The 24828-nt window shown below is 33.5% G+C and carries 26 protein-coding genes and 1 riboswitch; of the genes, 6 read left to right on the forward strand and 20 right to left on the reverse strand.

Going from position 1 to position 24828, the window contains the following annotated elements:
• Positions 1-3 precede the first annotated feature (3 nt).
• Both NKR20_RS11105 and NKR20_RS11110 read left to right on the forward strand, forming a co-directional pair.
• On the forward strand, positions 4-507 hold the full coding sequence (locus NKR20_RS11105; protein ID WP_253426640.1) for a hypothetical protein: 504 nt from the start codon (positions 4-6) through the stop codon (positions 505-507).
• A 129-nt stretch (positions 508-636) separates the two neighbouring features.
• Positions 637-2784, forward strand: coding sequence for a putative bifunctional diguanylate cyclase/phosphodiesterase (locus NKR20_RS11110; RefSeq protein WP_253426655.1), 2148 nt, complete (start codon positions 637-639; stop codon positions 2782-2784).
• A gap of 43 nt (positions 2785-2827) precedes the next feature.
• Here NKR20_RS11110 and NKR20_RS11115 read toward each other — a convergent pair whose 3' ends face one another.
• On the reverse strand, positions 2828-3466 hold the full coding sequence (locus tag NKR20_RS11115; protein WP_253426657.1) for an alpha/beta hydrolase: 639 nt from the start codon (positions 3464-3466) through the stop codon (positions 2828-2830).
• Between the two features lie 155 nt (positions 3467-3621).
• Here NKR20_RS11115 and NKR20_RS11120 point away from each other — a divergent pair, with 155 nt between their 5' ends.
• Complete coding sequence (locus NKR20_RS11120) at positions 3622-4998, forward strand: L-cystine transporter (protein WP_253426660.1); 1377 nt, start codon at positions 3622-3624, stop codon at positions 4996-4998.
• 370 nt (positions 4999-5368) lie between these two features.
• On the forward strand, positions 5369-5968 hold the full coding sequence (locus tag NKR20_RS11125; protein ID WP_147404812.1) for a hypothetical protein: 600 nt from the start codon (positions 5369-5371) through the stop codon (positions 5966-5968).
• Between the two features lie 43 nt (positions 5969-6011).
• On the opposite strand, the gene NKR20_RS11130 is transcribed toward NKR20_RS11125, so the two are convergent.
• The 11 genes from NKR20_RS11130 to NKR20_RS11180 form a co-directional block, all read right to left on the reverse strand.
• Positions 6012-6329: a heme oxygenase gene (locus tag NKR20_RS11130; RefSeq protein WP_121213285.1), complete on the reverse strand. Its 318-nt coding sequence runs from the start codon at positions 6327-6329 to the stop codon at positions 6012-6014.
• 23 nt (positions 6330-6352) lie between these two features.
• A complete protein-coding gene (locus tag NKR20_RS11135; protein WP_121213286.1) occupies positions 6353-7027 on the reverse strand; it encodes a hypothetical protein in 675 nt (224 codons plus the stop codon).
• Positions 7024-7518 carry an ECF transporter S component gene (locus NKR20_RS11140; protein WP_121213287.1) on the reverse strand — a complete coding sequence of 165 codons (495 nt, stop codon included), beginning with the start codon at positions 7516-7518 and terminating at the stop codon, positions 7024-7026. Before NKR20_RS11140 ends, NKR20_RS11135 begins: the two co-directional genes overlap by 4 nt.
• Entirely contained in the window at positions 7511-7933 is a 423-nt protein-coding gene (locus tag NKR20_RS11145) for a bifunctional adenosylcobinamide kinase/adenosylcobinamide-phosphate guanylyltransferase (protein ID WP_253426670.1), read from the reverse strand. The genes NKR20_RS11140 and NKR20_RS11145 overlap by 8 nt, the downstream gene beginning before the upstream one ends.
• The gene (locus NKR20_RS11150) at positions 7885-8484 is read right to left on the reverse strand and encodes a histidine phosphatase family protein (protein ID WP_253426673.1); all 600 of its coding nucleotides are present in this window, start codon (positions 8482-8484) and stop codon (positions 7885-7887) included. Before NKR20_RS11150 ends, NKR20_RS11145 begins: the two co-directional genes overlap by 49 nt.
• The gene (cobS, locus tag NKR20_RS11155) at positions 8457-9230 is read right to left on the reverse strand and encodes an adenosylcobinamide-GDP ribazoletransferase (RefSeq protein WP_121213290.1); all 774 of its coding nucleotides are present in this window, start codon (positions 9228-9230) and stop codon (positions 8457-8459) included. The genes NKR20_RS11150 and cobS overlap by 28 nt, the downstream gene beginning before the upstream one ends.
• A gap of 13 nt (positions 9231-9243) precedes the next feature.
• Positions 9244-9807, reverse strand: a complete 564-nt coding sequence (locus NKR20_RS11160) for a bifunctional adenosylcobinamide kinase/adenosylcobinamide-phosphate guanylyltransferase (RefSeq protein ID WP_253426676.1) — start codon at positions 9805-9807, stop codon at positions 9244-9246.
• Positions 9808-9849: 42 nt separating this feature from the next.
• A complete protein-coding gene (locus NKR20_RS11165; protein WP_253426679.1) occupies positions 9850-10791 on the reverse strand; it encodes an ABC transporter substrate-binding protein in 942 nt (313 codons plus the stop codon).
• A 134-nt stretch (positions 10792-10925) separates the two neighbouring features.
• A riboswitch (cobalamin riboswitch) is annotated at positions 10926-11082 on the reverse strand.
• Between the two features lie 84 nt (positions 11083-11166).
• Entirely contained in the window at positions 11167-11577 is a 411-nt protein-coding gene (locus NKR20_RS11170; protein WP_121213293.1) for a Fur family transcriptional regulator, read from the reverse strand.
• Positions 11578-11583: 6 nt separating this feature from the next.
• A complete protein-coding gene (locus NKR20_RS11175) occupies positions 11584-12435 on the reverse strand; it encodes a metal ABC transporter permease (RefSeq protein WP_121213294.1) in 852 nt (283 codons plus the stop codon).
• A 15-nt stretch (positions 12436-12450) separates the two neighbouring features.
• On the reverse strand, positions 12451-13197 hold the full coding sequence (locus NKR20_RS11180; RefSeq protein ID WP_253426682.1) for a metal ABC transporter ATP-binding protein: 747 nt from the start codon (positions 13195-13197) through the stop codon (positions 12451-12453).
• 136 nt (positions 13198-13333) lie between these two features.
• Here NKR20_RS11180 and NKR20_RS11185 point away from each other — a divergent pair, with 136 nt between their 5' ends.
• The gene (locus NKR20_RS11185; RefSeq protein ID WP_121213296.1) at positions 13334-13585 is read left to right on the forward strand and encodes a DUF2624 family protein; all 252 of its coding nucleotides are present in this window, start codon (positions 13334-13336) and stop codon (positions 13583-13585) included.
• 32 nt (positions 13586-13617) lie between these two features.
• Here NKR20_RS11185 and dacB (NKR20_RS11190) read toward each other — a convergent pair whose 3' ends face one another.
• Positions 13618-15057, reverse strand: coding sequence for a D-alanyl-D-alanine carboxypeptidase/D-alanyl-D-alanine endopeptidase (dacB, locus tag NKR20_RS11190; protein ID WP_253426698.1), 1440 nt, complete (start codon positions 15055-15057; stop codon positions 13618-13620).
• Between the two features lie 394 nt (positions 15058-15451).
• On the opposite strand from dacB (NKR20_RS11190), the gene NKR20_RS11195 reads away from it, so the two are divergent.
• Positions 15452-16591: an IS110 family RNA-guided transposase gene (locus NKR20_RS11195; RefSeq protein ID WP_253428089.1), complete on the forward strand. Its 1140-nt coding sequence runs from the start codon at positions 15452-15454 to the stop codon at positions 16589-16591.
• Between the two features lie 184 nt (positions 16592-16775).
• On the opposite strand, the gene dacB (NKR20_RS11200) is transcribed toward NKR20_RS11195, so the two are convergent.
• From dacB (NKR20_RS11200) to NKR20_RS11230, 7 genes are all read right to left on the reverse strand, one after another.
• Positions 16776-18203, reverse strand: a complete 1428-nt coding sequence (gene dacB, locus NKR20_RS11200; protein WP_121213297.1) for a D-alanyl-D-alanine carboxypeptidase/D-alanyl-D-alanine endopeptidase — start codon at positions 18201-18203, stop codon at positions 16776-16778.
• 57 nt (positions 18204-18260) lie between these two features.
• The gene (locus tag NKR20_RS11205) at positions 18261-19148 is read right to left on the reverse strand and encodes a deoxyribonuclease IV (protein WP_121213298.1); all 888 of its coding nucleotides are present in this window, start codon (positions 19146-19148) and stop codon (positions 18261-18263) included.
• 15 nt (positions 19149-19163) lie between these two features.
• Positions 19164-20462, reverse strand: coding sequence for a DEAD/DEAH box helicase (locus NKR20_RS11210; protein WP_121213299.1), 1299 nt, complete (start codon positions 20460-20462; stop codon positions 19164-19166).
• A gap of 194 nt (positions 20463-20656) precedes the next feature.
• The gene (locus NKR20_RS11215) at positions 20657-21625 is read right to left on the reverse strand and encodes a 4-hydroxy-3-methylbut-2-enyl diphosphate reductase (RefSeq protein ID WP_121213300.1); all 969 of its coding nucleotides are present in this window, start codon (positions 21623-21625) and stop codon (positions 20657-20659) included.
• Between the two features lie 78 nt (positions 21626-21703).
• On the reverse strand, positions 21704-22327 hold the full coding sequence (gene vrrA, locus NKR20_RS11220; RefSeq protein WP_121213301.1) for a VrrA/YqfQ family protein: 624 nt from the start codon (positions 22325-22327) through the stop codon (positions 21704-21706).
• A gap of 167 nt (positions 22328-22494) precedes the next feature.
• Positions 22495-23187 (reverse strand): response regulator, encoded by a 693-nt coding sequence (locus NKR20_RS11225; protein WP_121213302.1) that lies wholly within the window; start codon positions 23185-23187, stop codon positions 22495-22497.
• A 15-nt stretch (positions 23188-23202) separates the two neighbouring features.
• Complete coding sequence (locus tag NKR20_RS11230; protein WP_121213303.1) at positions 23203-24801, reverse strand: ATP-binding protein; 1599 nt, start codon at positions 24799-24801, stop codon at positions 23203-23205.
• Between the last annotated feature and the right edge of the window lie 27 nt (positions 24802-24828).

Consider the following 24828-nt stretch of genomic DNA (forward strand, 5'->3'; position numbering starts at 1 on the left):
GTTATGCGAAAATTAATATCAATACTATTAACATCTATTTGTCTATTATTTCTAACAGCTTGTACTAACCAACTAACCGAAATAAAGAAAGCGATTTCAGATATCGATTCTACTGCTAATAAAGCTGCCAATGCAATTTCAAAGGATGCTCATACTGTTCGTGCGATAGAAATTGAATATAAAAATGAAATATTTACAATCAATGATTTATTTGAATCTATTTTACGCGACATACAATGGGAATATGAAAATTTTAATGAACTACAAGAATTAAAAGTAAGAGGAACATGGAAAGAAAATCTATTCGAAAGTTATCAATTTACCGAAGAACAAAAGTCAAAATTAAAAACAGAAGGAAAAGTTACAGTAGAATTTCAACTTATTGATAACCAAATCTCTTCTGATTCAGCAGTAGTAAAATTATCGTTAAATGGGGAAAAACTCGTAGATGAAACTGGGGAAAAAGCGCTAGAATTAATATATGATTCATATATTTCTACCCATTAATTCTTAGTACCATAATTATCTATAGCTGATAAAATTTAAACTATTTTCAAATAATTCCCCTTTCCAATTACTAATTCTGATATACTTACTATACTATAGTTTAGCCTGTTTTTTGGGAGGAGAAGAATAATGGGTAATTCATACATGCCATTAAACAAGGAACAATTATTTTCATTCCTCTGTAATATTAGTGAACAATATCATATTGGAATAGCTATTGTTGATATAAATGACCCAAACTACCCGATTGTTTTTCTCAACAATGCATTTTTACACTTAACTGGATATGATAAAGATGAATTAATTGGAAGAAATATCACAACCCTTAAAGGTCAAAAAACGAGCGAGGAATCGCAAGAAGAATTTGAATATCATTTACTACATAAAAAACCATTCCGTCTTAATATATTACATTATCGTAAAGATAAAGTAGCCTTCTGGAATCATATAGCCTGCGAACCAATTAAAGATAATAAAGGGCACATTCAATATGCAGTACTTCATTGTAATGATATAACAGAATCGATGCTAGGAAAAATGCTCTCTAAATTAGAGCATGAAGTATATACTGATTTAGAAAAAGGCGTTGAGTTAGTAAATATATGTAAATTGATTACTAAACAAGTAGAACGTTATTATATCCGAGATATATTTAGTTCCATACATTTTGTTACAAGTCCTGATGAGATAAACCCGATCGCGAGTGGCTCTTTGTCATTAGAATGGGTAATGGAAAATCATAAAATGGACATTAACTCCACAGCGAGTTGTAATGAACGTGCCATTTACATTCAAAAACTAACAAATCATTCGAATCAATATATTGAAAGCGATGTAACATGTTGGACAAAACCCATCTATAATAATGAACAACAATTATTAGGGTACTTTTCAATGTATTTAAAAAATCATTCTGAACTTAGACAAGCTGATATTGACTTTTTAAATAAACTTTCTCCAATCATAGGATTATCGATAAAGTATGCTGAACAAAAACAACAGCTACAGAAACTTGCTTATTTCGATCTTTCTTCAGGAATCCCGAATTATAATTATTTTTATACAAAATTAAAAGAATGGGCAGAAGAAGGTATTAAAGGACATATTTTATTAATTCAACCAAGAGAGTATTCAAGCATAGTAGATTTATTTGGTAGGAGTATTGGTGATGAATTAATTGGTCAATTAATTGAAAGGCTAGAAAAGCATTATAATATCGATAATATCATTTATGGGCGTTTTTCTAATTCTACCTTCATCATCGCAACAAAATCAACATCAGAAGAAATTGATAACTTAGTTAAGAGACTATTTGAAATTACAAGTACGCCCTTTTCAATTGCGAAACGAGAGATTTTCATTTCCTTAAAAATTGGAATTGCTAATTTTGATGAAACAATTTCAATTGATGAAAGTATTCGTAGATCAGATATCGCCCTTACAAAATCTCGAAACCAAAAAGGTGTAGAGGTTGCATACTTTGAGCCAGAAACGGATGAAAAAATTCAAAGAGAACTTGAGATTGTTAACCAACTAACATATGGACTTCAAAATGATGAATTTACTATCCATTTGCAACCTAAAGTTAACTTAATTACAGCTGAAATCGAAGGGTTTGAAGCGTTAGCACGTTGGTATTCTCCTATATTAGGACCAATTTCACCAGCAGAATTTATTCCAATCGCTGAACAAACAGGGAAAATTAGCCAACTCGATAATGTCATACTTAAGAAAGTGTTAAAGTTCCAAAATGAACGTAAAACAAAAGGTCTAAAAATAGTCCCGATATCCGTAAATATTTCTCCAGTCCATTTTTATCGCGAGTCTTTTGTGGAGGACTTCATTTCTTACGTTAATAAGTTTGAAATAAGCCCAGAGTTCATAAAAATCGAAGTAACTGAAAGCGTTGAATTATTCGATTATCAAAAAGCGAAGGAAATATTAAGTGAGTTAAGAAAATTTGGATATGAAAGTTCGATAGATGATTTCGGTGTTGGTTTTTCAAGTTTGAGTTACTTACAACAATTACCGTTTTCTGAAATCAAAATCGACCGGAGTTTTATTAATGGCATTGAGGATAATGCCATGTATGCTGTAGTGCAAACAATTGTACAACTTGCTTCCAACTTAAAAATGCATGCAGTTGCTGAAGGAATTGAAACATTAGAACAGTATCAATTACTGCAAAAAATGGGTTGTCGCACTGGACAAGGCTATTACTTCCATAAACCAATGGCTATTAATGAAGCAGAAAGATTATTAGATACTATTAAATAAATTAAAACCGTAGTGTGATCGATTTCTCACTACGGTTCTTTTTCTAGTTTTTCAAATCTTCCTGAATAAACGTCACAAAGTCTGTTAAATTTTCTGGAGTAACCCCATGACCATCTGGGTAGGTTTTATACGTCACTTCCATTCCCTGTTCTTCAAAGAAGTTTCGACTATTTTCTCCCCATGTAATTGGATAAACATAGTCAAATTCACCATGAGAAATGAAAATTTTCGATTGCTGTGACGGCATTTTTGCATATTCAGACGTTACAAAGTCTGGAATAAACCCACTTAAAGAAACAGTTCCTCGGATAACATTTCCTAAAACGACAGTTAGAGTTTGTGCAACTACTGCCCCTTGATTAAATCCAACTAAATAAATTTTATCTTTATTTAAGTTAAACTCTTTAATTGCCTCTAAAATAAAATCCTTAGTATAAACAATCATCTGATCGAATACTTTTCGTTCAGGTTTTCCTTCTTCAGCAAATGTATAAAATGCGTAACCTGGAGAATGAGTAATCGGTCCTCTTAAACTAAAAATATGACATTTACCTTTAAATTGTTCAACTATTTGAAGTAAATCGTCTTCATTACTTCCTAAACCATGAAATAAAAAAATAGCAGGAATATTTCCCTCATTAGTATTAGCTTTTAAATGTTTAAATGTATATGGTGAATTCATTTGAGTAAACTTCCCTTTCGCTTTTAACTGAACTAATATTTCTATTTTAACAAAATAAATCTATTCATGCGATGGAAAACAAACTCATTGAATAATGAATAAAAAATAATGAATTCCTCATCATAAAATACAAGAAAAAATTAGGGGGATGGCTATTGTTTACTATAATCAATGTAATAGTATTATTACTAATCATATTATTTTTACAATATTTAAATAAAAAGCATGTTAAATTTTCGAATCGAGTCTTCATTGCGCTTATTTTAGGTATTATTTTAGGCCTTATCCTTCAACTGATTTATGGCGCAACCTCTGAAGAAATTACTAATACCGTTGCGTGGTATAACATTATCGGAACTGGCTATGTAAAATTACTTCAAATGGTTGCAATGCCACTAGTTTTTATTTCAATATTATCTGCATTTACAAAATTAAAATTAGGTAATAATCTTGGAAAAATTGCGGGTCTCATACTACTTATTTTAGTAGGTACTACTGCAATCTCTGCTGGTGTTGGAATAACATCTGCATCCATCTTTAATTTGAATGCTTCAGAATTAGTGCAGGGAGAGGCAGAAAAAGAGAGAGGTGCTTCATTAGAAGAAAAGTCTGCTGAAGTGACAACTTTACCTGAGCAAATTATTGAATTATTACCTGCTAACCCATTTTTAGATTTAACGGGTGCGAGGTCTACATCTACCATTGCAGTTGTAATCTTTGCTGCCTTTTTAGGATTCTCCTATTTACGTGTTGTTCGAAAAGATGAAGAAACATCTAAAACAATAAAGAAATTAATTGAGTCAATCTACTCATTAGTGATGGGTGTAGTTACGATTGTTTTACGTTTAACGCCATTTGGAATCTTGGCAATTATGGCTAGAACCGTAGCAACAAGTGATTTTGCTGCCATTTACAATTTAGGAAAGTTTGTTCTTGCTTCCTATGTTGCTCTGATCGTAGTATTTTTCATACATTTATTAATTATTTCACTTTCGGGATTAAGTCCAATCATGTATATTAAAAAATCCGCAGAAACATTATTATTTGCATTCACTTCACGCTCTAGTGCAGGGACATTGCCTTTAAATTTAAAAACACAAATCGATCGTTTTGGGGTACCCGATGGAATCGCAAACTTTGCAGGTTCCTTTGGATTATCAATTGGTCAAAATGGATGTGCAGGTGTGTATCCAGCAATGTTAGCTGTTATGATCGCGCCAACTGTTGGCATTAATCCACTTAATCCTTCTTTTATACTCACGGTTATTTTTGTAGTCGCCATCAGTTCATTTGGTGTTGCAGGAGTTGGTGGAGGGGCTACATTTGCAGCGATTATCGTGCTTTCCGCTCTCGATTTACCTATTGCATTAGCAGGTGTATTAATTTCAGTTGAGCCGTTAATTGATATGGGACGCACTGCACTGAATGTAAGTGGATCAATGGTTGCTGGAATTACGACATCCAGAGTAACTGGCGAATTAAATAAAGAAACGTATCAGAACCCCGTATTAAAGGAACTTGGAGAAGCGTAATTATTATAGAGCTGTTTAAACACTTTTTTCTAAAATGTTTAAACAGCTTTTTCACTTACAACCATACTCCCTCTTAAAAGAATCTCACAAAGTTATATGAGTTAAATTACATAGCGAATTTTTGCTTATCATATTCTTTTCGATTAATTACTACATAAAATCACATTTTTACAACATTCATTTCACCCATATTTAGTTTTTTACTACTATATTTATCCCTATTTTTATTTAATGTGATTTCAAACTAGTTATTTAGTCTATATTTTGGTTTTTATGATTGTCAACCATTATCTATTTTAGGTAAACTGTTTAATAGATACTAAAATATTACATTTTTTAGATTTATTACTTACTATATAAAGGGGTGTTTATGATGTATCACGAAATCACTGTTGATAGAAGTCTATTTTATATCGAACAACATCATGTTGACACTTTCCTATCAATAGCAGAGAAATTAAAAGACTATTCTTATATCGTTAAAGACGGCGCAATGCCTCAGGAAGATGCTTGGATAGTAGCTTTTAATGCTTGGTTATTGTTACTTCCTGATGATCATATTATTATTCAATCCGTTGAAAAATCTCTTTATTATACATCAAACTATATTATTTATAATGCTTTAATAAAAGATGTTCATTTTCAAAATTTAAAACAACGGAAAGATGCTACCCCTGAATTTCTATACATAGTCTCTTTATTCTTGGCCTCCTCCTTAAACGATTGGATTTTATTCGTTATGGATAAATATAATTTATCCTACATGGCAGAGAAGAATAGAGAATTAAAATATTTTGATGCACTACAAGGAACAGAAAGTGAGATTCAAGATTTCTTAAAGGATCAATCCCTTTTTGTGAAAGCAGCGATTTTAGAATTGAAAACGGATTCTTTCTCTCAAATGCTAAAAAAATGCTCAGATGATGCTTATTTCTTTTATTTAGAAAATCTAATGAAACAAAAGATTTAAATTAAAAAGTCGCCTCAAAATGAATTGAGACGACCTTTTATTTTTATTTTGAAATTGTAGACACAATCTCTGCTACGACGATTTGGCTACTAATTACTGGGCTATTCGGATTTGGTCCATCAGAAGGACGTTTATGTGCTTCTTTAAAAGCATCACTATTTTTCCAAGCTTCAAAACCTTCCATATTTTCCCAAAACATCATTACACTTAACTCATCGTATTCTTCAAATTGAGTACTTACATGAACTTCTACTTTAATAAATCCTTCAAATTGTTGTAATGGGCCTGGTTTTGTGAAATTAGGTGCCATTTTATGAGCCATTCCTTTTTTAACATTTATACGGTTAGTTACTGAATACATTTCATTCTCTCCTTAGACGATGATTATTTTATAATAAGCTTTTCGATTGGTGCTGTAATTGTATCAAAAAATTGACCTAGTTGTTCTCTATCAACCGCTACAATAACACAAGTTGATGGACCACCTGATTTTTCTAAAGGCAATGCACATTCAATTTCATTGTTTTTAAAAATTTTCTTACATTCCGCCTTAATTCCTTTAGAACCGACTGGCCATACATGTTTTATAATCCCGATTTTGATTAGTAGAATAAGTTCATTTAACTTTGCCACATCGGCCGGATTCATCACAACTTCTTCCCCTACTAGTGGTCGTCCAACAATAAACCAATCACAGTTTTCCTCATTTATTTCAAATGCTTTTTTTCCCACGACTGTTAAACTTAGTCCAGATTGCATTGAAGTGAAATTCGATTCTGTGGAACCATTTAGTGGGGGCATTTTTTCGCCTATTTCTTCAAACGCCTTTGCGAATCCTTTTTGATAATCAGCCCATGCGTCTTCACTTGTAAAGTTAGCTAAAAACAAATGTGTGGGCTGTGCTCCCGCGCACCATTGCTCTAATATTGAGACGCGTGCGGAGTAGTAGGCCGCTAATTCGTTAGGAACCTTAACACAATCATGCTCTTTTTCACCGATACAACCAGAATTATCAATGGTTATTATCGTATCCCTATCAATTTTAATTGCATTTCTCATATATGTTTTACCTTTCCATTATTCAAAATTTTAACTAAAATTGGCATTATGATTAATACAATTATAACATTAATAACTGTTGCAACAAGTAAACTAGGTAATGCTGAGAAATAAAAAGCAGGTGAAATAATAAAGTAAAATGGCAATGGTGAGAGAATCCCATTGGCAACAATTAAAAAGATCCACTTTAAAATGGTGAAACCTTTTTTATGTAAAACATTAAATAAAGAAACAATGATAAACATTTCGATTGCAATTAAGATATGTAATGGCCCAAATGGAAATCCTGATGAATAGGCGGTTGCAAGATGTCCTAAACCTCCAGCTAACCCAGAATAAATCGGTGGTAGGAATGCTACACTCATAAATGCTGGTGCCGAGTCTAATGCAGCTGTTGTAATAATTCCAGGCACTTTTATAAAGCTACCAATTACTGATAATGCTGCAATTAAAGCGGTTAATATCATTAATTTCAATTTCGAATTATTCATTAACATAACACTCCTTTATTATTTGTGGTATCCCGTACCATATACGAACAATTGATTTACTTTCTTCAAATAATCTTTGATATAATCTTCCACACGTATCCCTTAATTTACGTTGTTCTTTTTCTATAGGGACAACTCCTCGGCCAAGATCATTGCAAATACAAATGACATTCGTCTGTTTATCCAATTTTTTAATTGCCTCTAATAATTGATTTGCAATTTCATCCTCATCGAAATCAGTCATTCCTAAAATAATTTTCTCAAAATTACTTATTACTACATAGGCTTCTTCCGTGAATTGTGTTGAAGGTATTTCCCCATCAAAAAAATGAATAAATTTTTGATCAATATGTAGCAACGAATTTTTTACATAGGCCTTTTTTCCATTATAGGCTCCACCAATAATAACTCGCATCGTAGCCCTCCTTTTATTAAGTTAGGATTTGACCATTTTAATGTATAAATTGTGCGATGATTAACAGCAATTTCATTAAATGTTTGTTTAGATGGTCCAAATTCAGATAAAAGCAGTCGAATAACTCCCCCATGAACAACGAACGTGTATTCATGAGGTTGATTAACGATTTGTTTAAAACAAGCTAACACTCGATGTTTGAAATGTTGGAAGTTTTCTCCATTAGGTGGTGTAATTTGTTGTGGGCAATCAATCCATTCACGGTAAATAAGTAAATTTTTCAACTGATCATAAGTTTTCATTTCAAAATCGCCAAAATTAAGTTCACGTAATGGTGAAAAAGCTTTATATTCTGCCATAGGAAAATATAATTTTGCTGTCTCAACACATCTTTTTAAATCACTGCCATAAACCAATGTAGACTGAAATGGAATGTGAAACGATTCGTGAATATCAAGTATCGATTCATCCGTCCATCCCAAATATTTTCTCATTGTATTTGCTTCCGTTTTCTCATGACGAATTAAATGAACAATAACAGAATTCCCCACAAAATTAACTCCATTCCTTCATATAGTGCACCCATTAAATCACCAGTCATGCCACCAAAATTCTTTAGTGTCCAAATTCGATAGATTGCTATAACACCAATCATCGATAGATATAAAATAAAGACAAGAGGCATTGAAAAATATGTAAAAATTGCAACTAATAGAATCGTATAAATTACAATTGCAGTCCACACATGTTTATTAATTACTTGCGACTTAAAATAAGCAGCTAAACCTGTTTGTTTGACGTTTTTCATTGTTAAGAAATAAATTAATATAGATATTCGACCTAAAAATGGAATGACCACAAAATAAACTAAATGATTCTCTAAATCTCTATTAAATAATTCATATAAAAAAGCCACTTTAAGAAGTAGTAACACAACTAAACAGATTGCCCCAAAAGCACCCACTCTGGAGTCTTCTAAAATTTCTAATCTCCGCTTTTGATCTTGGTAAGAAAAAAAAGCATCCCCAAGATCAATCCAACCATCTAAATGCAACCCACCAGTCATTACAATATTAGCTACAACTAGAATGATTGCTAAAAATAATGGTGAAAAATGAAAATACGAACCATTTAAGTAAACGATAAGTAAATTTGTACATCCCATTAATACACCCATAACTGGCATTAAAGCATACATCGAAGTCACTGTTTGTCGATCCATTGTCAATTGTTTTCGAACAGGTATTGAAGTGAAAAATTGAAATGTAAGTAGTAGACCTACCAAACTATTTTTCATTTAGGACACCACCTTATTTCCAACGTCTTATAATACTATAATCAATCTCATAAGCTTCATCACTTTGTGAGACAATCCACTGATGAAGTTCCCCTAGGAGTTTGCGGAACATGTTTACTTCTGCAAAATTAGATTGGGGCTCATCTAATACTTCATTTGACACAATGATTAATTTTATTTGATTCTCATTCCAATGGGTTACATAGGACTTGAACTGATTTATATATTGATTAATTTTGATTATACGTTGTTGTTGGGAATACTGTTCGGTTTTAAATAACACGTTAGTCACCCATGTCGTAATGCAATCCCAAACAACAACGTCATTTTGTTTGAACCCCATCATTTCTGGAGGAAAATCATCGGGGACTTCAATGGTTTGCCATGCTTCATTTGACTTTGATCGATCTTCTTGATGACGCTTGATTCTCTTTTTCATTTCATCATCAAAGGCTACTCCAGAGGCAATATAAAAAAGGGATGCTCCTTCTTGATTATTAAAAATTTCTAAAGCATATTTTTCTGCAAATGCACTTTTTCCACTTCTTACGCCACCTGTAATAAAAATAATTGTCATTGTTATCTCCTAAAATTTCCTTAGAATAGTTCTGCAAAAATATTATTCATCAAATAAATCAGGATAAATGGATTTTGCAATAAGCTCGACTGCTTCTCCAATACGTGGACCTGGTCGATCTACAATATCTGCATTCAAATAGTATACTTCATTTTTCTGTACTGCAGTAATCACATTCCAACCTGAACGAGATAAAATTTCAGTTACAGGATCTTCAACGTTAACCGTCGTAATTATTGCTTCTGGATTGCGATGTATTAAATCTTCTTCACTTACTGCAAACCAACCTTGTTGATCCCCATATAAATTTTCAACACCAGCACTTGTAATTAGTTCTTGTTGGAATGTTCCAGTCCCTATCGACCAAATATCTGGTGCAGATGAAATTTCGAAATAAACTTTTTTCTTATTATCTATATTAGCTGTTTTCTCTTGAACAGCAGTTATTTTTGATTGAATAGTATCTACTACCTTCTGCCCCTCTTCTTCAACACCCATGACTTCAGAAATTTGTTTAATATCACCATAAACATCCTCTATTGTAGATGCAGCATCAATAACGAATACTTTCATTCCAACACTTTCTAATTGTTCCACTTGTGCATCATCACCTATTGAATAAGCGAAAATAACATCAGGGTTTAACTCTATAACTCGTTCATTATTTACAGTCAGTGTATCAGATACCCGTTCAATTTCTTTTGCTTGTTCAGGATATGTATCATAATCTGTAACACCGATTACTTTATCCCCCACACCTAATTCAAACAATATTTCTGTATTGCTCGGTTGAAGTGAGATAACTTTTTCTGGAACCGTTTCAAACGTTACATCCACACCACGGTCATCCTGAACAGTATAGGAACTTTCATTAGATGTAGATGTTGAGTCATTTTTTGCATTTTCATCAGTCTTTTCATTTGCACATCCTGCTAAAACTAGAGAGATGGCTATAGGAGCCAGCCATTTTTTATATTTTTTCATATTCAATTCCTCTTTCTCTTTTTCTACATAATAAAAAAGCCACCCAAGAATGGATGGCATAACTCATAGAATATTTAAATGGTAATCTATATTCGAAAAATTTGCCGTACATTCTCTTTAGTTCCGAAGAGGGGTGTTACGATTAGAAAAAGGATGGTCTCCTGGCTCGTGTTTTTTTGAGAAATTTTTTATCTTCCTTATAATAAAACACATACAGTTGCGGACACAGCTTCGGCATCTCACCGAATTCCCCATTAAGCATGATTGTGCACCTTTTTCCTGCAAGAATATTCAATTATTAACTACTGTAACATATGAATTTTCAAAAAAATATAATTTTAACACAACTAATCATATTACGGTACTTTCGAGTAATTACTGGCACTCTGGACATTTACCGTAAATTTCAAACTTGTGGGATTCAATCGAATAATTTGGTAATTTTTCGTTCATCATCTCCATTGGACAAACTGGAATTTCTTTTACATTTCCACAATCCATACAAATAAAATGGTGATGATGATGCTCTGATTCACACTGCATACGGAAATTTCGTTCACCGTTTAATTCCGTTTCTTCTAAGATTCCTAACTCAACAAATGTAGCTAAATTTCGATAGATTGTATCAAAACTCATACCAGGATAATCTTTCTTTAAAACCGTTAACAAGTCCCGAGCCGTTAAATACTTATCGGATTCAGCAAACATATTTAATATTAATTCTCTTTTATCTGTTTTTTTATACCCGTTATTTTTTAAGATTTCCCATGCCCGTGTAATATTCACAATAACTTAGACCCTTTCTGCTTTCATTTTCATCGCTGCTTTTTTACCTAGTATCACAATTAATAAGATAAGGATGGACGTTACAACAATTGTTCCTCCTGGAGCGAGATTTAAATAAAACGCACTCACTAATCCTAAAATCACCGCGGCCTCACCAAAGAGAATGGAAAAAAGGATGGTTTGTTTAAAGCCTTTTGCAATACGCATACTTGCAGCTACTGGTAAAGTAATTAATGAAGAAACAAGCAAAATCCCCACAATCCGCATACTTGCAGCAATTACTAAAGCTACAACGACCATAAACAACAGATGAATCGTTTTCGCTGGTAAGCCACTTGCTTTTGCAAATTCTTCATCAAAAGATAAAACGAACATTTCTTTAAAGAAAGTATATAGAAAAAGAAAAACAACGATTGTAATGGCAATTACTACCCATAAATCTTGCCTCGATACTGCCGAAACAGAGCCAAATAAATAGCTCATAATATCTGTATTAAATCCACTAGCTAATGAAATGAAGATAGCACTTAATCCAATACCTCCTGACATAATAATCGGTATTGCAAGCTCTTCATAATGTTTGTATAACGTTCGAAGTCGTTCAATTAAAATTGATCCACTTACTGATGCTACAATACCTAAATAGATAGGATTAATAAGCGCTAACACAGTGAAGGTTTGACTTAAATATAAACTTCCTGCTATCCCTGCTAATGTTACGTGGGAAAGTGCATCTGCAATAAGTGACATTCTACGAACAACAATGAAAACTCCTAACAATGGAGCAATGATTCCTATAAGAAGCCCGGAGAAAAAAGCGTTTTGTAAAAACTCATAATTTATTATCGCATCTATCATATTGCCTTCTCCTCTTTAATGAATCTTTCTAACTGCATGGCCTTGCCATTTGTCTAATTGTTCTTGCGATATTTCATCAAACTCTTGTTTATATCCATGGAAATGTATTGTTTGATTTAAACATGCTACATGGCTTATTCGATTTGAGACTGTGTCAACATCATGTGTTACTAAAATAATTGTTATATTTTGTTCCTTGTTTAAGGAGTACAACATATCATAAAACGATTGGACATTTTCATGGTCAATTCCAACAGTAGGTTCATCCATTACTAAAATCTTAGGCTTAGCAATTAATGCTCTTGCAATAAAAACACGCTGTTGCTGACCACCAGAAAGTTCTCCAATATTTTTCTTGCTGAATCTTTCCATCCCAACTGCTTTTAAAGCATCTTGAACTTGTAATAGCGCATCTTTCGGCATACGTTTAAACATACCGACTTTTTTAGTAAGCCCACTTTTTACAACTTCTTCAACGGTAGCAGGAAAACCTGAGTTAAATGCATTGGACTTTTGTGAAACATAACCGATCCATTCTCTTTGACGAAAAGTTTCATTTGGTTGTCCGAAAAGTTTAATCTCTCCGGATTGGGGCTTTAATAACCCTAGTAATATTTTTAATAGAGTCGACTTCCCAGATCCATTTGGTCCAAGAATAGCAAGAAAATCCCCTTCATTTACCTTAAAAGAAATATTATTTAAAACTTGCGTATATTCATATTGAAAAGATACATTTTTCATTTCAATGATTGATTCGCTCATTTAATCGCTTCTTTCTAATTCATAATCATTACGATTTACATTTTGATAGTATAGTTGATTATAAATTAAAAGTAAAGTATAGTAACTTGAAATTTTTGGCTTTCTTGAATTTTGCTTATTTTGAAAGGATGAAAATGTGAAGCAATTCGAATTAATTGAAGCTTTTTTATCGATGTCAGATAGGGAGATTGTAAAGTTTGCACGGCAATATGATGTGGATTTAACCATTGAAGAGGTAGTTAAATTACGTCCATTAGTAAATAAAGCAAATATTACTTGGGTTTTTACAGGTATCCCAAAATCCTTTTTAAAAGAAGTTGAAAAAATAATCGGAAAGAAAAAATTAAAAAAACTTCTACAATATTATGATTTATATAAACAAAGTTGAGGTTTACCTAAAATGGTAAACCTCAATTCTTTTTAATACAGTTGATAGATTTTCTTTACAACTGTATCAATATTACTTATTTTACTTGATGATTGATTTTGAGTCATAATTGCAAAGGCAAATGTACGACCGCTTTTAGCAGTAATATAGCCTGCTAGTGTATAAACTCCTGTAATGCTTCCTGTTTTTGCATGTACTTTACTTATGTAAGGTGCTTGAGTAAAACGTTTTTTTAGAGAGCCTCCAACTAAGCGTTCTTTTTGTCCCCCTACTGGTAATGCATTATAAAATATATTGTAATTTTGTTCATCGCGTACTTTTAGTAATAAAGATGTTAACTCATTGGTAGAAATACGGTTTTTATGGGACATCCCCGAGCCGTCTTCAAAATTCCAATTCCCCATATTTAAACCAAGTGTATTTCCATAGTCATTTAATACTTTCAATCCATAATGGATATGGCCTTTTCCGTATACTTCATGTCCCATTGTTTTCACTAAAATATCTGCAATACTGTTATTACTTAGCTTTAAGAATGGATTCATTAAAGTTTTTAATGGAATAGACGATTTTGTATAAAGTAATGTCGCATTTTCTGGAACTACTTTTCTCATTACATTACTTCTCTTTGAAAATTTTAAACCCGAACTCTCAAGTGCAATTTTAATTGAATGCAATGTATTGATCGTTGCGTCTTGTAACGATACCCAGTCTTTTGCAGAACTTCCAACAGGTAGACTACCAGTAATAACGATTTGATTTGTACGATATTTCCGTACGATTTTCACTGTATTTTTTTGACCTTTCCCAACCGTTTTCGCCTTATTTACAACTTGCATTCCACTTAAATTAGGCTCTGCAGATACAACTGGCGCACGGCCTACACTCGATGCTTTCACATTTACGATGATCGTACCAGAGTCATAATCGTCATTCGGTGACATGGTTAATGCTGATGTCCGAGCTCCATAATAATAGGTTTCATCTTCAGCTACTACACCAGGTGAAAGCTGAGACCCTGAAAATAGTGTGTCGTCTCCATAAATATTACCATTAATTGTTCGAATTCCATGACGTTTAAGTGTAACGGCAAAAGTCGAGAAGTCTTTTTTATTTAAAGTTGGGTCGCCCCCACCTTTTATGTATAAATTACCATTTAATACGTTATTATTTACTTCACCATCTATGTAAAGTTCTGTTTTAAACCGGTAATCTGGGCCCAATGTATCTAGTGCTGCTGATGCAGTTAATAGTTTCATTGTGGATGCAGGCTTTCGACTAATATCTCCGTTTCTTTCATATAATACTTTTCCTGATTCCAATGATCGTAAAGTAACACTAATGTTTGAGTTTCCTAAAGTACTTTGAACTGTAGCATCTAAACTACTTGCAGCTTGTGCATTATTTGCAAAAACTAAGTTGCTTAGTAAGAGTGCAAATATAAGCATGTACATGGTAAGTCTCTTTTTCATAGCAACCTCCTATTTATTTAATATGACAGGGTTAAAAAATTTGAAATTTCATCTTTTTTATAAGAAGATTCCAATAATTTTTATAGCATAATATTACCATAGTTGATAGATTATAAATCTCTTTTACAAAAATTTGCATAAAAAACCTTCATGAGTTTTTTACACCCAACCCAAGCATGAAAATAAGTACCTTCGGTTCATAATGGTAATGACACAAACAGATGTAAGACGTGGTCTTTTTTGGTGGCTTTGACCCTGTATAAAAAACTGTTTGAGTGAATTTGGTGTTCAACCCTTTGTTAGCTCCACTTGATAGTAGGATGACTACGTACAGAAAAATGCTTATCTTCAAATTCACTCACTGTTTGTGATCATTTTAATTTGGAGTGATTTAATGGAAGTATTTATTGAGAAGTGTGCAGGTTTAGATGTACATTCTGAAACGATTGTAGCTTGTGTTATTAAAGGAACTCGTGAGGACGAATTGTATACGGAGACTGAAACATTTCCAACACTCACAAAAGATTTGTTTCGATTATTAAAATGGTTAGAGACTCATGAGGTTACACACATTGCAATGGAAAGTACGGGCGTGTATTGGAAACCTGTTTTTAATATCTTAGAAGATTTCTTTGACATTACATTAGCGAATGCTCAACGAATTAAAAATGTACCTGGAAGAAAAACAGATGTTTCAGATGCAGAATGGATTGCGAAGTTGCTACGACATGGTTTAATTGAGAAAAGCTTTGTACCACCTGTAAACATTCGTGAACTTAGGGATTTAACAAGACTTCGTAAGAAGTGGATTGGTCATTTAACTTCCGAAAAAAATCGAATTCAAAAGGTATTAGAAAGTTCAAATGTAAAACTAAGTACTGTTATTTCTGATGTATTTGGCGTTTCGGGACGGAGACTATTGAATCGATTAATCGAACAAGGTTATGTTGATGAAGATGATGTAGAAAAAGACATTCATGGGAAGTTGGCTCCGAAAAAGCAAAGGATTACCGATTCATTATTTGGCACAATTAATGAGCATCAAATCTTTCTCATTCGTCAATCCTGGCAACACATTCAATATTTAGAAACCTTGATTTCAGAAATCGATGAACGTGTAGATCAATTACTACAAAATTATCAAGAAGAACTACAATTGTTAATCACAATACCGGGAATAAGTAAAGATACTGCCGCAGTAATTATTGCAGAAATCGGAGTAGACATGGGACAGTTCCCGACATCTCAACATCTTGCATCATGGGCAGGCGTTTCACCGGGTAATCACGAAAGTGCTGGTAAAAGAAAGAGTACACGTACTGTGAAAGGAAATCCTCATATTAAATCAGCTATGTGTGAAGCAGCGTGGGCTGTTTCAAGAAGTCGAAACCGATGGCTAGCAAACAAATATTGGTCACTCGCTGCACGAAGAGGAAAGAAAAAAGCACTCGTTGCGATCTCACATCGAATGCTTCGGGTTATATACTCCATGTTGTTAAACAAGGAGGCTTATAAAGAACCCCAAATAATATAGGTTAACCAAAACCAAAAAGTTTTATACAAAGTTACCCCACAACAGGTAGCTCTGCTTTCTTATTGGCTTTTTTCGGTCAATTTAAGAATAAACATATCTGATCAATAATATTCAAAGACCGAAGGGATTATTTATTTTCACAGAAAAAGACCTAAAAGATAGTTTATTCAACATCCTTTAGGTATCAGTACTTAGCAATAATAGTTTTTACAACTTCATCAATCGAGTTTAGTGCAGGAGTAGATTGATTTTGCGTCATAATTGTAAATGCGTAGGTTTTCCCACTGTTTGCTTTTACATACCCTGCTAATGTATAAACGCCCGAAATACTACCCGTTTTTGCAACTACATGATTTTTATAGGGTTCAGTCAGAAATCGTTTTCTTAAAGAACCACCTATTAAACGGTCCTTACTACCTCCTACTGGTAAGCTATCGTAGAAAATTTTAAAACTTGGTTCATCTTTTACTTTTACTAGTAAGTGTGAAAGTTCATTAGCCGTAACTCTATTTTCATGAGAAATGCCAGAACCATCTTCTAAATACCAACGCTCCATGTTAAGCCCCATGGCAGTACCATATGCATTAAGAGCCTTTACTCCGTAATCCGTTCTTCCTTTCCCATAGGTTTCTTTTCCTATTGTTTTCACTAAAATATCTGCAATACTGTTATTACTAAGTTTTAAAAATGGAACAATTAAGTTTTTTAATGGAACTGAATGTTTAGCATAAATCAATTGTGCATCAATTGGTACCTTTCCCCTTTTTATTACATTTTGTGAAGTAAAGGTTATTCCCTTTTCCTCAAAAGTTTCTTTTATAGCATATAGTGTATTTATAGTTGGATCATATAAAGTGACCCAATCTTTAAATGGTTTTCCTAAAGGAATATTACCAGTGACGACAATTGTATCAGTTCGATATTGCCTTTCAATCTCGATGGTCGTTTCTTCACCTGCTACTACCGTTTTAGCTTGATTAATAAGATTCATTCCACTTAAACTTGGATCTGCTTGTATAATGGGCGCTTTTCCAATTGCAGAAGGTGTCACATGAATAATAATTGATCCAGCATCAAAATCATTATCCGGTGACATCGTTAACGCAGTTGTCCGCGCTGCATAATAATAGCTTTCATCTGAAGTTGCAACACCAGGCGTTAATTGTGAACCCGAAAAAACTGTGTCATCGCCATAAAGATTTCCTGTTACACTTTCAATTCCATAATGTTTTAATGCGTCTGCAAAGGCTTCGAAGTTGTGTTTTTGTAAGGTTGGATCCCCTTCACCTTTAATGTAAATATCCCCTTCTAACATCTTACCTTTCATTTCTCCATCAATATAAAGTTTCGTGTGAAAACGATAATTTGAACCGAGAATATCTAAGGCTGCTGCTGCAGTAAGCAACTTTAATGTGGATGCAGGTTTCATCGCTACTTCTCCATTTTTTTCATATAGAATTTCACCAGTTACTACATCCCGAACTGAAACACTAATATCGCTATTGCCTAATTGATTTTGAACAACAGGTTCCAAGTTTAATTTTGCAAGAGTAATGTTACTAGGTACGGTCAAAAGAAGTAATAAGCAAAGTATTATAATGCTCTTTTTCATCTATACCTCCTACAATAAAAAAATGCACTAAGCTTATTGTGCTCAGTGCATTTTTTATTAATCATTTAAGCTTTCAATTTCTTCTGGTTTATAATTTCCAGTTCGTAGCATTTCGATTTCGTATTTATATGGTGCTTTTTTATTTTTTGCATCCGATCCAACCCATGGTGTTTCTAAAATTTTTGGTATATCTTTAAACACTTCGTGGTGAACAATATTGTGTAGAGCTTCAAATCCGATATGACCAAAGCCGATATTTTCATGTCGATCTTTTCCTGCCCCACAAACGTTTTTACTATCGTTTACGTGAACCACTTTTATTCGGTCTAATCCAATAATTTTATCGAATTGCTCTAATACACCATCAAAATCGTTCACAATATCATAGCCAGCATCGTGGGTATGACATGTATCAAAACAAACAGAAAGACGTTCATTATGTGTAACACCGTCTATAATTTGAGCAAGTTCTTCAAAAGTTCTCCCTATTTCAGAGCCTTTTCCTGCCATCGTTTCTAAAGCAATTTGTACTGGGTGTTCTGTTGCTAACACTTCATTCAATCCTTCAATAATTTTGGCAATTCCTGCTTCCACTCCTGCGCCAACATGTGCACCTGGATGTAGAACGATTTGAGTTGCACCGATTGCGGCTGTACGTTCGATTTCTTTCTGTAAAAAATCTACACCTAATGCGAAAGTTTCTGGTTTTGTTGTATTTGCAATATTGATAATATAAGGTGCATGAACAACAATATTTGATAAGCCATTTTCTTTCATATGAGTAAGGCCAGCTTCTATGTTTAATTCTTCTATTGGTTTACGGCGAGTGTTTTGAGGTGCACCAGTATAGATCATAAAAGTAGATGCACCGTAAGAAGCAGCTTCTTTACTTGATCCAAGAAGCATATCTTTCCCACTCATCGAAACGTGTGAACCAATCAACATTCTCATTTCCTCCTATTACTTCATACGATTACGTTTTTTACGTTCTTTCTTCTTAATTTTTTCCATTTCCCATTTCATTGCACGTTTATAGCCTGGTTTAACTTTTTTAGGTTTATGAACTCGGATTTTAGCGATTTTATCAATTTCATTTTCATGTTTTACTCGATTTTTACGCGCATGACGTTCTTTTAGTTCAATCCATTCACCTTTTTTTACATCTTTTTGTTCAAAAGGAATGCCCATTTTTTCAATACGAACAATTGCATCTTCGTCTTCTGGTTCAAATAATGTTATTGCTACACCTTTATTTCCTGCACGGGCAGTACGTCCTACACGGTGAACGAAAAATTCCAGGTCTTCTGGTATTTCATAGTTAATGACATGAGAAATTCCTTGAATATCAATTCCACGTGCAGCTAAATCTGTCGCAACAATATATTGGAATTCTAAATCACGAATTTGTTTCATCATTTTTTTACGATCACGTGGGCTTAAGTCGCCATGAATTTGTCCTGCACGAATACCTTGTTCTGCTAAATATGCTGCAACAGACTCTGCATTTTTTCTCGTGTTACAGAAAATAACAGCTAAGTATGGATTAATCCCTTCAATTACATCAAGTAATCGTTTATTACGTGATTTTGAACGTACTGGTACTAATACAAACTCAATGTTTTCTGCTACAGGTCGTTTATCGTTCATTTGAATATGGATTGGTGATTCCATATATTTTTTTAAGAATGGTTGTAATTTAACTGGAATTGTTGCCGAGAACACGTACATTTCTAATGTTTCTGGCATAACCGATGCAAATCCATCAATATCTTCAATAAATCCCATATCAAAAGCTAAATCAGCTTCATCAACTACTAAAATGGAAGCAGTGTGAACTAATAATGCGCCTTCTTTCACTAAATCACGAATTCGTCCTGGCGTACCAACTACAATTTGTGGTTGCGTTTTTAACTTGTCAATTGCACGTTGTTTATCTGTACCACCAATAAATAATTTAGCTTGAATAGAAGTTTCTTCAATAAGTTGATTTAACGCATCAAAAATTTGTTGCGCTAATTCACGAGTTGGTGACGTGATTACTGCTTGCACTTCTTGTTTTTCTTCTACGATTCTTTGCACAATTGGTAATAAAAAACTATGTGTTTTTCCTGTGCCCGTATGTGCTTGTCCAATCGCACTTTTACCCTTCAAAATTAATGGAATCATTTCCTTTTGAATTGGTGTTGGTTCTATAAAGCCAAGTTTCTCAATTGCTTCTCTCAAAAATGGCTTAAAATCATAATCCGAATACTTCGACATTTTTCGTACCTCCTAATATGTTTCATATTGTACCATTATGGAAATATAAAGCACAACAAAACACCTGTATAACTCCACCTATATCAAGGGTTTTAGAAAATTCACAAAACGATGCATTTACAATTTAAAAATTTTTATTTAACCCAACAAAGTAAAAAACCAGGATAAAATCTATCCTGGTCGTTTAACAGTTTTTAGTTTGGTAATATTTTTTCAACAGGTTTTGGCTCTTTAATTTTTGGTAAAATCTTATCTAATGTAACGGTACGATTAATTTCATGGGTAGCAGGATCTTCAGGATTAAATTTTTCTAAAAACGTAATGACTTCCTTCACAATTGGTGTTGGCGTAGAAGCACCAGCCGTAACAGCAATTGTATTTATTCCTTTTAACCATTCAATTTTCAGCTCGGAAATATCAGCAATTCGATATGATGGCGTACCTGCAATCTCCTCTGATACTTGTGTTAATCGATTTGAATTGTTAGAGCGTGGGTCGCCTACTACAATCAATAAATCCGCTTTACCAGCTTGTTCGGCAACGGCTTCTTGACGTACTTGTGTTGCTTGGCAGATTTCTTCATGAACTTCAATGTGTGTGAATTTCTCTTTTAGCATATCCATTAGATGTTTTACATCCCATTGACTCATCGTTGTTTGATTTGTAACTAATAATTTATCATTCTTTAAATCTAGCTTATTAACGTCATCTGCATTTTGAACTAAGTGAACATGGTCAGGTGCAACTCCGATAGCTCCTTCAGGTTCAGGATGCCCTTTTTTACCAATGTAGATAATATCATAGCCTTTTGCAGACTTTTCACTAATCAAGTCGTGGGTTACCGTTACGTCAGGACAAGTTGCGTCAATTGCAACAAGACCTTTCTTTTTAGCAATTTCTCGAATTTCTGGAGAAACACCGTGAGCCGTAAAAATAACCGTCCCCTGTTCAACTTGTTCAATAATTTCTCTGCGATTCTCACCATCTAATGTAATAATACCTTCTTTTTCAAAAGCATCGGTTACATGTTTATTATGAACGATCATACCTAATATATAGATTGGTCTTGGTAATGTTTTATCTAATGAGGCATTCCGTGCAATGACCATGGCATCGACAACACCATAGCAGTAGCCTCGTGGATTTATTTTAATGACTTGCATCATGCCAACTCCTTTTGTTGTTACATAGACATATTATAACGGAGTGACACGTTTAATACAAAACATCATTCTACTTTTCTAATCAAAATGGTAAGGAGGTTGGAATATTCGTGGCATGGATGGTTGGGAAGTGATTGGCTTTGGTTTTGGCCTTGATTTTGACCTAGGTTTTTGTTCTATTTGTTCAGCACGTTGTTCAGAACGCACCCTTCTAGCAGATTTTTCTCGTCTTCTTTTTGGTCTTTCAGGTTCAACGATTGGTTCATCTTCGAATTCTTCATCATAATATTCATCATCTAGTTCATCATCAACAAATTCTTGTTCCTCATTTTTGGGTGAAGATTGAAATCCTTTGTATAATTTCCACAAAGCCGGTAAATTTTGAAGCATCGGTGTAGCTTGTTGTATTAGAGGTTGAAAGCTTTGTGCTGTAGCTAACCATTTATTCGCTGTATTCATAAATGAGTCCAATTTCGGAGTTTGGGTAGGTGCTTGCTGTAGTCCTTGTTGTAATGCTTGCTGAAAACCAGGTTGAGGTCTAGGTTGAAATCCTGGTGGCGGCATCATTCCTGGTTGAAAAGCTCCTGGTGGTCGATACCCAAAGTTTGGCATCGGACCACGTGGCATAGGTCCTGGTACGTTTCTAGGGAATGGAGGGAAATTTTGACCACGCGGTATATTATTAAAACTGGATGGACGCATACTAATCTCCTTTCTTGCAACTTAAACGTAGGTTGTTCTAAAATCTATCATATGCAAATAGGCTAATAAATGTACGAATCGTTCTGCGCAACTTATTATGAAGAATTTGTTTCTAAAAAATAAAAAATACACCCGCTTTATACAGGTGTAAATGTTAGAAAACATATTTAAACAAAATAATGATTTATTGGACGTCCAACACCGCCATAATGAACATCAACTTTAATAAAATTCTGTTTTTCAAGGAAATCTAAATATCTTCTTGCAGTTACCCGCGCAACGCCAATTGCAGCCGCAACATCATCGGCAGATGCTCCTTCTTTTGAATCTTTGATATAAGTTAAAACTTTATTTAGTGTAGAACGGTTAAAACCCTTTGGTAATTCCATTCTTATATTTATATCATTTTCGTTGTTTTCTTCTACTTCACGATAAGGATGAATCATCTCATCTAATTCTTTTTGAGTTACATCCTGTGCACCATTTGCTAGTCGTTTAAAATTTTTATAGTTTAAAAGTGTCTGTTGCATTCTTTCAAAAGTGAAAGGCTTCATTATGTAATCATACACACCTAAATGTAAAATCTGATGAATTGTTTGCATATCATTAGCTGCAGTTACTGTGATGACATCGACAGGTAAGTTATTTGTTCGTATTTTACGTAGAGTTACTAATCCATCTTGTTCCGGCATAAAAATATCCATTATGACTAGATCTGGTTTTAACTCAATAATTTTGTTATATCCATCAACGCCATTATTACCCATTGCAATCACTTGAAAATCTTCAACTCGTTCAATAAACTGTCGATTCACTTCTCTCACCATAGGATCGTCTTCAACTAATAAAACTTTTATCATGACGTCCCCTCCTCTCTATAATTCAAATGTAATTAAAAATGTTGTCCCCTTGTTTAATTCACTAATGACTTCTATTGTTCCGTTCCCTTTATTTACAATTTCATTTACTAAGAATAAACCAATTCCTCGATTTTCTTTCGATTTTGTTGAGAACCATTTCTCAAATATTTTTTCTTTTACATCATCAGACATTCCTGTACCATTATCACTTACTAAAATCGCTAATACCCCATCGTTATCATCGATAGAGATAGTTATTTCCTTATCCTCTTTATCAACCTGAACTAAGGAATCGAAGGCATTCTCTATAAGATTCCCAAAAAGTATAACAAAATCGTGGTGGTCTAGTTTTTCTGGGAACTTAGTAAATCTGCTTTCTTTATCGATATTTACCGTTATCCCTAGTTCTTTCCCTCTACTAATTTTACTTAATAATAATCCCGAAATATTTTCGTTATAAATTCGTTCATTTAAAAATTTTGTAACGTTATCATGTTCCTCTTTTACTTGGGATAGGTATTCTAATGCTTGTTTTGTATGTCCAAGATGAAGTAATCCTGCAATGGTATGTAGTTTGTTCTTGTATTCATGTGTTTGAACTCGCAAAGCTTGTACAAATGCTTTTACACCCGTTAATTCCTCGGCAAGTTGTTTAACTGTAGTTAAATCCTTGAAAACAGCTACTGCTCCCACTTTCTCACCATTTACTAGAATCGGAACACGATTACTTAAAATGCTGTGTTCATTAACGAGGATTTCTTGGTCAAAAACAGGTTTTCCTGAAAAGAAGATTTCAGGTAATCTTGTATCTGGTAAAACCTCATAAATATTTCTACCAATCTTTTCAGACGGATTTCCAGATACACCTAAAATTTCGCTCGCTTTTTGATTAAAAACGGTAATAATTAAATCTTTATCAACTGCAATAATACCATCATGCATTGCATTGAAGGTTTCTGATCTTTCTACATAAAGTCTCGAGATTTCTTCTGGTTCTAGGCCAAACATTTGTTTTTTTATATGTCTACCTAACGTCAGGGCTCCCCAAATACTAAATACAATCGTCAATGCAATTGTAATTAATAGTTCCTTTTGAAATTGCAAAATAAATTTTGTAAAAGATGGTAATTTAAACCCTACTAATGCGACACCAATTTGAACATTCTTTTCATCCATTATTGGTACAAAAGCCCGTATTGTTGTTCCTTTATCCCCTTTAGCTTTTGATATGTAATAATGTTCTGCAAATGCAGCATCCAAATCAGATGATTTGCTTATTTTTCCTATTTCCTTTTTGGATGGATGTGAAAATTTTTTCCGTTCCATATTCATTATAACAATGTAATCTGCTCGATTAATAAAACGTATTTCTTCAACGATTTCATTAATTTTTGTTGATCCAATTGTAAAGTCGTCATTTCCTAAACCACTCCTCACTTCTGGTAAGTTAGCAACTGTACGAGCAACTAACATTGCTTCATAACCTATATTTTCCTCTTGTTTTTTTAATACACTGCCAATAACAAATGTTCCAGCTATTATAAAGGATAAGGCAATAATGAAAAACGTTAACAACATAATTTTCCCATTCATAGATAATTTTCGTTTGTACATGTAACCCCTCCTTTATAAAATCTGTGT

This window comes from Ureibacillus endophyticus (genome assembly GCF_024159215.1).
In the GTDB taxonomy this organism is placed as follows: domain Bacteria; phylum Bacillota; class Bacilli; order Bacillales_A; family Planococcaceae; genus Ureibacillus; species Ureibacillus endophyticus.